This window comes from Agrobacterium sp. fls2-241-TYG-188a, assembly GCF_030209845.1.
In genome coordinates, this window is sequence record NZ_JARVRD010000007.1 from 122,399 (window position 1) to 135,422 (window position 13,024).

Genomic DNA, 13,024 nt, shown 5'->3' on the forward strand with positions numbered 1-13,024 from the left:
GGCCCAGACCTTCTATTGTTGTTTCCCGATGACGGGCAGTTCCGCAACCGCTATAGACATGGAATGGAAACGGATGGAAAAAATCTGCGTCGCGGCTGGACGACCGGAAGCTGCGCCACGGCAGCGGCCAAAGCCGCCTGCAGCGCGCTGCTGACCGGCGAGTTTCCATACCCTGTCGAGATCGAACTTCCAAGCGGCAAGCGCGTCAGCTTTTCCCTGGCAACGAGCAAGCTGGGTAAGGGCATCGCTTCGGCTGGTGTCATCAAGGATGCCGGAGATGATCCCGATGTCACGCATGGCGCCATCGTGGAAAGCACGGTGCGGCCAGGTAAGCCCGGCACCGGGGTTACGTTCAAGGCGGGCCGCGGCGTAGGCATCGTCACCCGGCCGGGCCTTCCCCTTGCCGTGGGCGAACCCGCCATCAATCCTGTACCACGCAAGATGATCACGAAGGCTTTGCATGAGGTGGCGGGCGATAATGCTGATTTCGAAGTCGAAATTTCTGTCGAGAATGGCGAGAAAATCGCTGAGAAAACCCTGAATGGCAGGCTCGGGATTGTCGGGGGTCTTTCCATTCTCGGTACCACGGGAGTGGTCATTCCGTTCTCGTGCTCATCATGGATACATTCCATCTGGCGCGGCATCGACGTAGCTCGCGCCGAAGGCCTGACCCATATTCTGGGCGCTACGGGAAATGCTTCAGAAAAAGCCGGGCAGGCCTTGCATGGCTTGCCGGAAACCGCGCTGATCGACATGGGCGACTTTGTCGGGGGCATGTTGAAATATCTGAAGACGCATCCCATCGAGAGGCTGACCATTGCCGGTGGCGTTGCCAAGATGACCAAGCTTGCCCAAGGAATGCTGGACGTCCACTCCAAGCGCGGCCTGGCTGATCTCGATGCCTTGGCCAAGCTTGCGATGGAGGCGGGCGCGAATGACGCCCTGGTTGACAGCATTCGTCATGCCAACACCGTTTCTCATGCCTTCACCATGGCCGACGCTGACGGCATAGATCTGGGTGATGTGGTTGCTGAGCGGGCATGGAGGACAGCAGCAGACGCGCTCAACACGCCCGAGACGCAGCTTGAAATTCTGGTCTTCGACAGGGAGGGTTCGTTGAAGGGGCGCTACGGCTTCGCCCCGTCCCATCACGTGCCGGCTTTTCCCTCGGGAGAACGGAACCGGCGGACATAATCGGCGCTATAGAGTGCGCTTTCGCGGAAATCCTCAGATTCCAGTCCTTTGCCGACGAAGATCAGGGCGGTTCTCTCAACCGGTTCGGCGGCCAGCTTCGCTTCGATGTCGCCGAGGGTGCCTTTGATGATGCGCTCTTCCGGCCAGGATGCGCGCACGACGATCACGACCGGGCAATCGGCTCCGTAGAGCGGAGAAAGATCCTCCACCACTTTGGCGATTGCGTGAATTGCAAGATGGATGGCCAGTGTTGCACCCGTTGCGCCGAAGGCCTTCAATGTTTCCGTTTCCGGCATCTTTGATGCACGCCCGGATACGCGTGTCAGGACGAGGCTCTGCGCCACTTCCGGCACTGTCAATTCGCGCTTAAGCGTCGCAGCCGCTGCCGCAAAGGAGGGAACGCCGGGCGTAACCGTGTAGGGCAGCTCCAGACGCTCCAGGCGGCGGATTTGCTCGCCCATGGCGCTCCAGACGGAAAGATCGCCGGAATGCAGCCGCGCGAGATCGTGGCCCTTTTGTGCTGCTGCCACGAACTCTGCTTCGATCTCGTCCAGCGAGAGTGCTGCGGTGTCGATGATACGGGCGCCGGGCGGGCAATAATCCAGCAGCGCTTTGGGCACCAAAGATCCCGCATACAAGCAGACAGGGCTGGCCGCAATCAAATCGCGTCCTCGAACGGTGATGAGATCTGCTGCGCCGGGGCCCGCGCCGATAAAGTGGACTGTCATTCGTCATCTCCAGAGGTGGCGATTGCCACCGTAATGTCACCCATCACCATACGCGGCGCAATGAGTGTTGATCCGGGCCCCAGCGCAGCCAAAGCTGACGCTTCGCACAGGCATGGGGAGCCGGAATGTTTGAGGCTTGTTTCTGAGCGGGTCATGGTCCGATGCGCGGCGCTCTCGAAGTCCGCCTGGGCCACGACGACAAGAGCGATGTTGAGCCGCGTCGCTGCCTCCAGCAAGCCCGGCTCCTGCGCCTTGATCGGAGCGGTCGCGATAAAGTCGAACTTGACCCCATGCTTGCGGGAAGCATCCTGCAGTGCCGTCAGCACTGCTTCGACGGTCGTATCCTTCCGACATCCTATCCCGGCAACGATCACGGCTTTACCCACGTCCATTGCGTGACTGGCATTGCTGGACGCCAGCCCTGCATCGACCCGACTGGAGACGCACGCGACACATCCAGCCGAATCAGCGATCCACCGAGGCGCGCTTGTGCTGCCAGCAAGATTGCTTCCATCTCCAGCGTCACCGCATTGGCGACCAGACGGCCGCCGGATTTCAGGGCCGTTATAGCTCCCTCCAGGACGCCCGGCCTGCTGCCGCCGCCACCGATGAAAATCGCGTCAGGGGTCGGCAGTCCTTCGAAGGCGTCCGGTGCCGTTCCAATGACGATTTCAAGCGATGGTACGCCGAAAGCCTCGGCATTGCGGACCGCCCGTTGCGCCCGTTCCACATCCTGTTCTATTCCGATTGCGCGAAGGGAAGGGTGGGCGAGCATCCATTCTATGCCAATGGAACCGGAGCCAGCGCCAATATCCCAGAGTAACTCCCCGTGGCGTGGTGCAAGCGAGGACAGGCTGACTGCGCGGATTTCCCGCTTCGTCATCTGGCCGTCATGCTCAAACAATGCATCGTCCAGCCCTTGCGAGAAGGGCAATATCCTGGCCTTTTCATCCGCGACGACCTCGATTGCCACTACATTCAAAGGGTCGACATCGGTCAGGCAAAATTGATCTGCTCTTGTATGACGCACCTTCTCGTCAGGGCCACCCAATGCCTCAAGCAGGATGAAGTTCGAAGTCCCAAATCCCGCCTCTGCAAGGAGCCTGGCCAGGAGGGATGGTGCTTTCTCGTCCGACGTCAGGGCTATCAGTCTTGCGCCAGGATGAAGATGCCGTCGCACGAGATCGATGGAGCGGCCATGCAACGAGATACAATCCACCTCCTGCAGGGCCCAGCCAAGGCGCGAGGCAGCCAGGGAAAAGGCAGAGGGAGACGGAAAAGACATCACCTCATTTGCAGAAATGTGGCGTAGCAGCGTCACGCCGACGCCGTAGAAAAACGGATCGCCCGAGGCCAGAACGCAAACCTTGCGGCCCCTCAAGGCCACGACGTCGGTCATCGCCACATCGAAGGGCGCGGGCCAGGGCCGTGCCTGGCCCTTGATCGCCGCGGCTGCCAGCGAAAGGTGTCGCTTGCCCCCGAAGACGAAATCCGCATTCTCTACGGCTTGCAGCGCATTCGTACCCAGCCCCGCCAGTCCGTCTTCGCCGATGCCGACGACGGAAAGCCATGGTTGCGATGTCTTTTCACTGGATGCCCCCTGGTTTCCGGCATATTCAGAGGTCATGACACGCTCCATACTCATTCTCGGTGGCACGGCGGATGCCCGTATTCTGGCTGGCAAGCTTGCCGACAAAACCGGATGCCGGATTCTTTTGTCGATGGCCGGACGCACGCGCGAACCAGTGCAGCAACCGGTGCCGATGCGCACGGGAGGCTTTGGCGGCGCCAGCGGTCTTGCTGAGTTCATTACCCAGCATGGGTTCGATCTTCTGGTGGACGCAACGCACCCCTATGCGTCGCGCATCTCTCCCAACGCACGTCAGGCGGCGCAACAGGCCAATATTCCGTTGGTCGCGCTTGAACGACCCGCATGGGAGCGTCATCCGGCTGACAGGTGGGAAAGTGTGGCCGATGTCGAGGGTGCCGTTGTGGCATTGGGTTATCATTGCACAAGGGCTTTTCTGGCGCTCGGACGTCAGGAGCTGCTGCCCTTCGAGGCCGCGCCGCATAATGACTATCTTATTCGCAGTGTCGACCCGGTCGAGCCGCCGCTCAATCTTCCCCGCGCGCGTTACATCACCGCAAGGGGGCCGTTCACCGTCGAGGATGAACTTTCCCTGCTCTCGGAAAACCGGATTACGCACATTGTGTCCAAGAATTCCGGCGGCGCAGCGGCCTATGCGAAGATCCAGGCGGCGCGCGAGCTTGGCATCACCATTGTGATGATTGATCGCCCAGTCCGAGGGGAGGGTGAGACGGTGCCAAGTATCGATGCTGCTTTGGCGGCCATTGACCATCAGCTCTCCCTTTTGGAAGAACGTGGGGAGTAAACGATCGGCGCTTGTCCGGCCCGGTCGATCAGTCTGGTTTCCACCGAACCGACGATGATGCAGGTAGCCATATCCGCCATGTCGGATGAGGCCTCCGACAGGGGGACGACGTTGATGCGCTCGTCAACGCGTCCAGCCGCGCGCCCGAATATAACCGGGACGGTGCCGGGAAGATGAGCGCGCAAGACATCAAAGGCGGTGGTCAGTTGATGCGGGCGCGCCTTGCTGACGGGATTGTAGAAGGCCATGACAAAGCCCGCATCCGCAGCCGCAATCAGACGTTTTTCGATCAGCGACCAGGGCTTGAGGTTGTCGGAAAGGGAAATGGCGCAGAAATCATGTCCCAGCGGCGCACCCGCCTTGGCGGCAACAGCCAGCATGGCCGTTACGCCAGGCACAACGCGCAGATCGATCTGCCGCCAGTGCTCCGGACCGTTTTCAATCGCCTCGCAGACAGCTGCGGCCATTGCAAAGACCCCGGGGTCACCGCCGGAGACGACGCAGACCTTGCCGCCCGCCGCTGCGATTGTCAGGGCCGCCTCAGCTCGTGAGATTTCCTCCCTGTTGTCGGATGCATGGCGGCGCTGATGGGGTGCCAGCGAAAGCCGGTCGAGATAGGGGATGTAGCCGAAAAAATCATCCGCCTCGCGGACGGCTTCCAGTGCTTCGGGCGTGACTTGTCCAGTATTTCCGGGGCCGAGGCCGACGACGGTAAGGCGTCCGCTCATTGGGCCTCTCCGCCTGCGGGTCTATCCTTCCAGCCGGGTACCAAGACGAGCGAGAAATAGGGTGCGGGAGAGCCGTCACGCTCCACCAGCCGCATGGCATGACCGTTTTCCATGGTGCCGCGCTCGACATAAAGAGCGCTTTGCAGCTTTCCAACCCTTTCCAGAGCTCGGCGAATTTTTGGCAGGTTGCGCCCAACCTTCATGATGACGGCACCATCAGTGCCGGAAAGGCGCTCGGCGAGCGTTTCCTCACCCAGCGTGCCCGGCAGAACGCTCAGGATGTCATCGCCCTGGACAAGCGGCAGACCGGCCATGGACCAGCAGCCGGACATGGCGGTAATACCCGCCACCACCTCTGCCGGATAGGATGGCGCAAGCCGTAAATGCAGATGCATGTATGAGCCGTAAAACAGCGGATCGCCTTCCGAGAGCACGGCGACGCTGCGCCCGGCATCCAGATGCACGGCAATGTCTTTTGCGGACTGATCGAAAAAGGACGCGATGGCGTGACGATAATCGTCGCCGTTCTTGTCGCTCTCGACCGTGACCGGATAAACAAGGGGCATTTCCAGCGTGCCCGGCCGGATAAAGCTTTCCACAATGCCGCGTCCGTTACCCTTGCTGCCCCTCTTGCAGAAAAAAGCGAGGACGTCGGCATTTTCAATGGCGCGCACGGCTTTGAGAGTCAGAAGTTCCGGATCGCCTGGACCGGTTCCGACGCCAATCAGCTTGCCTTTCAGCGCAGTTCCCGGTGCTGGATCGAACAATGCCGCGCTCATAGGCCGGGCCTCGCGACGGCGTTGATGGCAGCCGCAGTCATCGCCGAACCGCCAAGACGACCCTTGACGATGGCATAGGGGATACGAAGCGGGCTTTCGGCGAGTGCGTCCTTGGATTCCATCGCTCCGACAAACCCCACCGGCATACCGATGATCGCGGCGGGACGGGGTGCCCCGCTTTCCAGCAGTTCAAGCAGATAGAACAACGCCGTCGGTGCGTTGCCGATCGCGACGACCGCGCCATCTAGCTTTTCGGCCCACAGGTTGAGTGCGGCAGCGGAGCGGGTATTGCCGATGGTCTTTGCGATCTCAGGCGTGCGGGGATCGCGAAGGGTGCAGATAACCTCATTGCGGGCTGGCAGACGTGCGCGGGTCACACCGTGGGCCACCATTTCAGCATCGCACAGCACGGGCTTGCCCGCCTCCAGTGCACCGCGTGCGGCGGTGACGAAATCCGGTGAGAACCGAAAATGCTGCGCTGCCTCGACCTGTCCGCAGGCATGGATCATGCGAATGGCGATTTCAGCCTGGTCGGGCGTAAAGCCGGAAAGATCGGCCTCTTCCCGCACCATCGCGAAGGAGCGTTCATAGATCGCGTTGCCGTCGCGAATATAGTCGTATTCAGTCATCGATCATCCTGTCGGAGCGCCGCGACAATCCTTTGTTTGCCGAGGCGGGCAAGCAGGGCGCGGGCATTTTCTCCGGGCTTATGTTCTTTTTCGTATAATCGGGCAAGCCGCGAAAGTGCGGCCCGTTGATCGTTGCGTGGCAAAATCGCATCCGCAACGCCGGAAACACTCCCGGAATGAAAGAACGCCAGCCCTTCTTCGTGGCCCGAAAAGGCCAGCGATGCAGCACCGGGATGGGCGCAACCCTTGCCGCAACCGGAAAGGTGAAGCGTTAACGAGCCGTCAAGCAAATCGCCGCACTCCGCTGCCGCATGGCTCGCCAGTTCGCGTGTTGCGATGTGGGCCGACGCGCAGCCCGGCTGTCCGGCACAGGCCGCGATGCTGGACCTTGGGTCGCTGGCGATGGTGATGAACTCGTTCTCACGCGCATAGCCAAGAAGCGCGTCGCAGGCTGCTTCGTCGCCAATAAAGAAGAGGGCGTGTGCCGGTCCCGGTCTGACGCTTGTCATGCCAAGGCTGGACGCGAAGGCGCATAGGAAGGACAGTCTTGCAGCGGGTGTCTGGCCGAATGCAGGAGCAAGGACGGCAGCGAAGCGATTGTTTGAGAGATGCCGCAAGCCGTAAGGTGATGCTGCGGTTCCGACTTGCGTTTCCATCCCGGGACCGGCAACCAGCCGGTCACCGCAAATAGCGCGAACCTGTAAGAGAGCAAGGTCGCGTCCACGCGCATTCGGACCGAGGTCGGCAAGATGCGACAGAAGATCGATCACAACGGTGGCCGCGTCTTCTGTCGCAACGAAGCCTGCCCGCAACGCCTTGTCTTCGTTGCCCCCAAGCATCAATTGCCACATGGAGGCTTCGCCGACGCGTGCAGCCTTCAAACGAATATCCGCCAGCAGATCGGCCAGGGCGACGTGGCCGCCGCCATCGATGATGACGGACATTTTGGCGGCCAGTTTGTCGTGCAGGGCAAGAGCGGCCGCTGCTTCGCTTATCCGGCTCACTATTTCGCGAGGGTCGCAGATTGCCGTGTCGTCCATTCCAGCGAGCGGAGAGGTTTCCACGGCCAGTCCCTGTCGCAACGGCAGGCCAAGCGCGAGCACGTCACGCTCCAGATTCGCGGCACTTTCTAATGTCAGGCCACGAAACTGCAGGCCGCCACGGGCGGTTATATCCAGCAGTCCATTGCCGTGCCGGATTGCGAGAGTGCAGAGTGCATGGAGGTCGTCAGGGGAACAATGTTCCGTAAACGCAATTCGCGATAACAGGCCGTCCCCCGTCTGCATGGGCGCAGACAAGGCCGGGCAGAAGCCGCGGCGTGCAAAGGGTTGAACAGGGACGGAAGACGATGCCTTCATGCCTCCATCCTCCTGGATCGAGGCTGGATCAGCATTTCGAGTTCAGCGTCAACCGCATTGCGCCGCGTGTGCCAGAGGCCCCGGTTGCGCGCGGAGATGAAACGTCTTGCCATGACCTCCGCTGCCTGCGGATTCTCCCTCATGATGAAGTCGCGAACATCCTCATTTCCGAAATAGGCGTGATAGAGAGCCTCTATCAGGGACGAGGCGACAGCGTTCGTCGTTTCGGCAAAGGCAATCAGCCTGTCGACGGTTTCGGCGAACTCCGAGGCTCCGCGTGGTCCGTGTCGCATCTGCCCGGAGATAAAGCGTGGGTTGATTGCACGTGCCCGCACCACGCGCGCAACGGCCTGCGCCATTGAGCGGGCCCTGGGGCGGGCAGGGTCTGTCGTGTCCAGCGCGACGATATCCGCTGACAGACCAAGCGCTGCCTTTGCCGCTGCATAGCCTCCCATGAAGGCGACGTCGGATGAGCCATCGAGCAAATCCCGTCCGGGATCGTCGCCGGTGTGAACCAGCAGATCGGCCTTGGCTACCTGCAGGGCAAAGCCATTATCGACGGTGACATCGAGGCCGTCCGCTCCACCGAAGGAATGATTTGCCGTCTTAAGGTAGGCCTGACCGAGCTCATCGCGGTCGTTCCAATCTCCGTCCGACAGTTTTTCCTCGATGCCTGCACCATAGGTTCCGGGCGCTGAGCCGAAAATGCGGGAGGGTATGTGGCCAAGCCTGTCTGCTTCTTCGGAAAGGGGATTATCCCCCGGCGATTCCGTGCGGCGCGCAATGGCCTTGGCGGCGGCATCCAGCAGCGCGATGAGCGCCGGGAACATGTCACGGAACAGGCCTGAAATTCGAAAGGTCACATCCACCCGTGGGCGCCCGAGAGCCGCTGGCGGGAGTATCTCGACGCCGGTCACGCGACCGGTGCTGCGATCATGGATCGGCCTGGCACCCATCAGATGCAGGGCCTGCCCGACATCCTCACCGCCATTGCGCAGGGATGCGGAGCCCCAGAGATCGAAAACGAGGTTCCTGGGCCAGTCGCCATGACTTTGCAGATAATGGCGCAGCACCTCCTCGCCTGCCACTCGCCCCAGTTCGAAGGCGGTTGGCGTCGGCATCGTGCGCGGATCGGCTGCGTAGAGATTTCGGCCCGTGGGAAGCACGTCCAGTCGTCCCCGCGCGGGAGCACCCGAGGGACCGGGGCGGATGTGGTGTCCATCAAGCGCTGCCAGCAAGGCTGCCTTTTCGGCAATGGCGCTTTCCCGTCTCAACGGGTCTGTTTCCTCCTCCGCACAGCGTGCGAAGACATGCTGCCCATCCTTGATCGCGAAATCCTTGAGATCACACAAAAATGCATCGATCTGCGACAGAGCCGTGTCGGCATCGTCACCGGCAGCCACTCCTGCCTCCGATGCCAGTCCCGTTTCCTGCGCCTTATCCACGATCAGCTTTGCCAGCCGGTCACGGCGGCGGCGATCAAGCCCATCGGCCTGCGCATACTCATCAACGAGCTGCTCCAGTTCCATCTGCTCGGGAGAAAGGCCTGCTTCCATGAGGACGGGAGGAATATGTCCGATGGTGACGGCGGCGATGCGTCTTTTCGCAACCGCGGCTTCACCGGGATTGGACACGATGAAGGGATAGATGACGGGTAAAGCGCCTGTGACGATTTCTGGAAAACAGCTCTCCGACAATGCAACGGTCTTCCCGGGCAACCATTCCAACGTGCCGTGAGCACCGACATGGATGACGGCGTGAGCATCCAGATGATGCCGCATCCAGGCACCGAAAGCGACAAGTGCATGGCGCGGCGGCAAGGCGGGATCATGGTAATCGACGCGTCTGTCTGCGTTGCGGCCGCGATCCGGCGCAAGCGCAACCACCACGGACCCAAACTGCGCAGCACGAAACCGGAAGGCGTCGTCTTCTACCGCTTCATCATGGTCAGCCTCGCCCCATGTCTGGCTCAGGGCCGAATTGGCAGCTTCCGGCAATGTTGTTCTGAAGCTTGCGTATTCGCGAAGTCCGAAACGCGCGGTCTCGGTTTCGATCCGGTCCATCAGCGCCCGTGCCGAGGCGGGAATGCCGTCGACAGCGTAGCCTGCGTCACGCAGATCGTGCAGCATTTCCAATACGCTTTGTGGCACGTCGAGCCCGACGGCGTAACCGGTGCGTCCAGGTGCTGCACCGGGATAATCTGGCATGAGTATGACGATACGACGCTTGCGCGGCGGCGTGTTCTTGAGCCTCAAGAATGCGCAGAGACGATCGGCGACCTGCGCGACACGGTCCATTTCCGGCGTGTGGACAAGGCCACGTCCACCTGTGGGATCTGGCTGCTTGAAGGAAATCGCGCCGGAGAGGATTCGACCATCCAGTTCCGGCAGGACCACATGCATGGCAAGGTCGGATGGGTTGAGGCCTCGCATGTTTTCGGCCCAGCCCAGCCGTTGCGTGGTGGCCATGATGACCTGGAATGTCGCGACGCCCAGCCTGTCGAAAAGCGTCATGCCTGAAGCATCAGACTGGCTTGCGAAAGATGTGGCTGTCACCATCGCCGATGGATTTAACCGGCTTAGTGTCTCGGTCAAAAAATGGATCGCGTCTTCGTCTTTCAGGCCGGAGACGAAGATTGGAAGCGGTGAAATTCCGCGCTGATTCAGCGCTTCGTAAAGGGCGTCGATGGGTGCAACGTCACCTGCCATCAGCATCGAGCGATAGAAAAGGACAGGTATAAGCGGCGCGTCCGCAGCAAAGCCTGTCCGTGCTTGTTCAAGCTCGACGACGCCTTGGCCGGGCCTGTAGAACCCGGTTTTTGGCAGTGGCTCAGCCGCAAGGTCAGGCCATTCGCCTTTTGAATAGGCCGCAAGACCCCGGGCGGCCCTGTCCATGTTTTCGGGGCCTCCCTCGCGGAAGAAGGAAAGAATGGAAGACAGCGTCGGCAAATCGACCGTGGACGCCGCTTCCAGCTTTTCATCGCGTTCGGAGCATTCGCCCGGCAAAAGAACGAGCTTGATGCCTCGCCGCTTTGCCATGCGCGAAACCTCTTCGACCCCGTATCGCCAGCGGTCAGCGCCGCCGAGGATCCGGATAAGGATCAGTTTGGCATGTTCCGCCGTCTTTTCGATCCAGAGATCGACTGACATAGGGTGACGAAGATCGGTCAGATTCGCTGACACAAGCGAAACCGATCCGTCCGTTGTCCGCTGCCATGCGCGTTCAAGCCCACCGAGGTCGCTGGCTGAAAATGACAGCACCACCACATCTGCCCGGCCGAGGTTGAGATCAACCGGCTCTGCCAGATCGTCCAGGGACGAGGATGTGGTGGCGAGAATGTGCATGGATCAGGCCGCCAGCATCCGCTCGATCTTTGCACGGTCCAGACCCTTTTCGCCGATGACGACGAGACGGCTGCGACGAACCTCTCCAGCGCCCCAGGGGCGGTCGAAATAGTGATTGACCCTCGAGCCGACCGCTTGAACCTGAAGCCGCATCGGTTTTGCCGAAACGTCGACAAAGCCCTTGATGCGCAGAACGTTTTCGGAGGCTGCCGTTTGCGAGATACGCTCTGCAAGCGCGTCCGGGTCGCTCACGGCGTCAAGCTCCACGACAAAGCTGTCGAACTCGTCGTGATCGTGGTCCTCTTCGTCGTCGTGATGGGTGTGGCGGTTCTCGATGTCGTCTTCGACGGCAAGTCCGAGGCCGATCAGCACGGCTGGATCGATGGCGCCATTGGATGCGACAACAATCTTGGCAGCTTTTGGCAGATGGGCGTTGATATGGGCCTTGGCGCGCTCCAGACCTTCGGCATCCAGCAGGTCGCCCTTGGTGAGAACGATGAGGTCGGCACAGGCGATCTGGTCCTCAAATACTTCCTCGACCGGATCGTCATGGTCCAGGGCCTCATCATTCTGGCGCTGGGCAGCAAGGGCTTCGAGATCGTGCGACACCATGCCCTCGGCAAGAGCTGCACCATCGGCCACGGCTACAACAGCATCGACGGTCACGCGACTTTTGATCGCGGGCCACTGAAATGCCTGTACGAGCGGCTTGGGCAGAGCAAGACCGGATGTCTCGATCAGAATATGCTCGACGCGAGGCTCACGGCTGAGAATCTGTTCCAGGGCTGGCTGAAAGTCGTCCGCAACCGTGCAGCAGATGCAGCCATTGGCCAGCTCCACAATGTTTTCTTCCGGGCAGCTTTCGATGCCGCAACCCTTGAGAATCTCTCCGTCGATGCCGACATCACCGAACTCGTTGACGATGATGGCCAATCGCTTGCCTTCGAGCTTTTCGAGAAGACCCCTCAGCAATGTGGTCTTGCCCGCGCCCAGAAAGCCGGTAACGATGGTGCAGGGAACGCGATCGAGCGTGGTCATGGTGTCTCCTCGGTGTGATGTAAAGGGGGAATGCGGGCAACCATGCCGCGCTTCAAACTATCGGGCCGTCCACGCCATGGCATGAGCCCGTCCGGCGCGTTTTCCAGCAGGCGGGCGCCGACCAAAAGATCTGCGGCATCGTCCTGTGCGAGGCCACCGAAAATGTAGGACCAGCCGTCCTGGGTGCGGATCGCAGCGCTCAGGCCGCGTTTGCAGTTTGCAAGGCAATTGACGCTGCGCACGGTTATGCCCTCATCCTGACCGAGAGCCGAGACGCTTTGTGCAAGCGTTGCCCCGGCGCGTGGTTCTGCGGTCGGATCGGCCTCCGCGCGGCAACTGCGGCAGACAAACACGACAACGCCTTGAGCCTTGCTCTTATCCGTCACGTCCGTCAGGCTGGGTACTGTTGCTGTCATATCCAAGGGTCTGCTTTCCGCGCCTTCACAATGGTCTCGGGGTGCGGAAATCGAAAATGGCACGCGAAGACGCGCGGCCAGGCCCGAACAACCGACTGACCGGAGCACCCCGCCCGGCAGACGTTTTTCCTGAAACGGCAGGTCTCCTGGCTTGCGGCTTCAGCGCCCTTTCGCTGCCTTCCCGGACATTTCGTCCAGTGGCTTCCAGCGTGGGCTCACCGCTTACAGTTGCGGGGGCAGCCACGGATTTATCCGCAGAGCGGGTTACACCGTGTTCCCTCTTAGCTTTTCCCGTTGCCGGAAAAAGACCGTCAGTGCTTAACCCTTATGCCCTGCCATGCTTTTGTGTCAATGGCGCGCGTCATTGCCCGGCGGGACGTTTTGGGTATAGTCGCCGCTTCGAAAACCGAAAATGCC

Annotated in this window: 12 protein-coding genes and 1 riboswitch; of the genes, 2 read left to right on the plus strand and 10 right to left on the minus strand. The window is 60.8% G+C overall.

Going from position 1 to position 13,024, the window contains the following annotated elements; translation table 11 throughout:
* The first annotated feature begins 63 nt into the window (after positions 1–63).
* Positions 64–1,194: a cobalt-precorrin-5B (C(1))-methyltransferase gene (locus QRN85_RS19470; RefSeq protein ID WP_284759805.1), complete on the plus strand. Its 1,131-nt coding sequence runs from the start codon at positions 64–66 to the stop codon at positions 1,192–1,194.
* Here QRN85_RS19470 and cobM read toward each other — a convergent pair.
* From cobM to cbiE, 3 genes are read right to left on the minus strand one after another with little or no spacing between them, the layout of a single operon-like run.
* Positions 1,149–1,922, minus strand: coding sequence for a precorrin-4 C(11)-methyltransferase (gene cobM, locus QRN85_RS19475; RefSeq protein WP_284759806.1), 774 nt, complete (start codon positions 1,920–1,922; stop codon positions 1,149–1,151). The two genes, QRN85_RS19470 and cobM, sit on opposite strands and share 46 nt — an antisense overlap.
* Positions 1,919–2,314 carry a cobalamin biosynthesis protein gene (locus tag QRN85_RS19480; RefSeq protein ID WP_284759807.1) on the minus strand — a complete coding sequence of 132 codons (396 nt, stop codon included), beginning with the start codon at positions 2,312–2,314 and terminating at the stop codon, positions 1,919–1,921. The genes cobM and QRN85_RS19480 overlap by 4 nt, the downstream gene beginning before the upstream one ends.
* On the minus strand, positions 2,293–3,549 hold the full coding sequence (cbiE, locus tag QRN85_RS19485; protein ID WP_284759808.1) for a precorrin-6y C5,15-methyltransferase (decarboxylating) subunit CbiE: 1,257 nt from the start codon (positions 3,547–3,549) through the stop codon (positions 2,293–2,295). The genes QRN85_RS19480 and cbiE overlap by 22 nt, the downstream gene beginning before the upstream one ends.
* Between cbiE and QRN85_RS19490 the strand changes: the two genes are divergently transcribed.
* Positions 3,548–4,315 (plus strand): cobalt-precorrin-6A reductase, encoded by a 768-nt coding sequence (locus QRN85_RS19490; protein ID WP_284759809.1) that lies wholly within the window; start codon positions 3,548–3,550, stop codon positions 4,313–4,315. The genes cbiE and QRN85_RS19490 overlap by 2 nt on opposite strands.
* Here the strand turns inward: QRN85_RS19490 and QRN85_RS19495 are convergent.
* From QRN85_RS19495 to QRN85_RS19525, 7 genes are read right to left on the minus strand one after another with little or no spacing between them, the layout of a single operon-like run.
* The gene (locus QRN85_RS19495; protein WP_284759810.1) at positions 4,282–5,043 is read right to left on the minus strand and encodes a precorrin-3B C(17)-methyltransferase; all 762 of its coding nucleotides are present in this window, start codon (positions 5,041–5,043) and stop codon (positions 4,282–4,284) included. The two genes, QRN85_RS19490 and QRN85_RS19495, sit on opposite strands and share 34 nt — an antisense overlap.
* A complete protein-coding gene (locus QRN85_RS19500; RefSeq protein ID WP_284759811.1) occupies positions 5,040–5,822 on the minus strand; it encodes a precorrin-2 C(20)-methyltransferase in 783 nt (260 codons plus the stop codon). Before QRN85_RS19500 ends, QRN85_RS19495 begins: the two co-directional genes overlap by 4 nt.
* Entirely contained in the window at positions 5,819–6,451 is a 633-nt protein-coding gene (locus QRN85_RS19505; RefSeq protein ID WP_113098336.1) for a precorrin-8X methylmutase, read from the minus strand. Before QRN85_RS19505 ends, QRN85_RS19500 begins: the two co-directional genes overlap by 4 nt.
* On the minus strand, positions 6,448–7,809 hold the full coding sequence (gene cobG / locus QRN85_RS19510; protein WP_284759812.1) for a precorrin-3B synthase: 1,362 nt from the start codon (positions 7,807–7,809) through the stop codon (positions 6,448–6,450). Before cobG ends, QRN85_RS19505 begins: the two co-directional genes overlap by 4 nt.
* A complete protein-coding gene (gene cobN / locus QRN85_RS19515) occupies positions 7,806–11,153 on the minus strand; it encodes a cobaltochelatase subunit CobN (RefSeq protein WP_284759813.1) in 3,348 nt (1,115 codons plus the stop codon). Before cobN ends, cobG begins: the two co-directional genes overlap by 4 nt.
* Positions 11,154–11,156: 3 nt before the next feature.
* Complete coding sequence (cobW, locus tag QRN85_RS19520; RefSeq protein WP_284759814.1) at positions 11,157–12,191, minus strand: cobalamin biosynthesis protein CobW; 1,035 nt, start codon at positions 12,189–12,191, stop codon at positions 11,157–11,159.
* A complete protein-coding gene (locus tag QRN85_RS19525) occupies positions 12,188–12,607 on the minus strand; it encodes a DUF1636 family protein (RefSeq protein WP_284759815.1) in 420 nt (139 codons plus the stop codon). Before QRN85_RS19525 ends, cobW begins: the two co-directional genes overlap by 4 nt.
* A 119-nt stretch (positions 12,608–12,726) precedes the next feature.
* Positions 12,727–12,935, minus strand: a riboswitch (cobalamin riboswitch).
* Positions 12,936–13,024 lie beyond the last annotated feature (89 nt).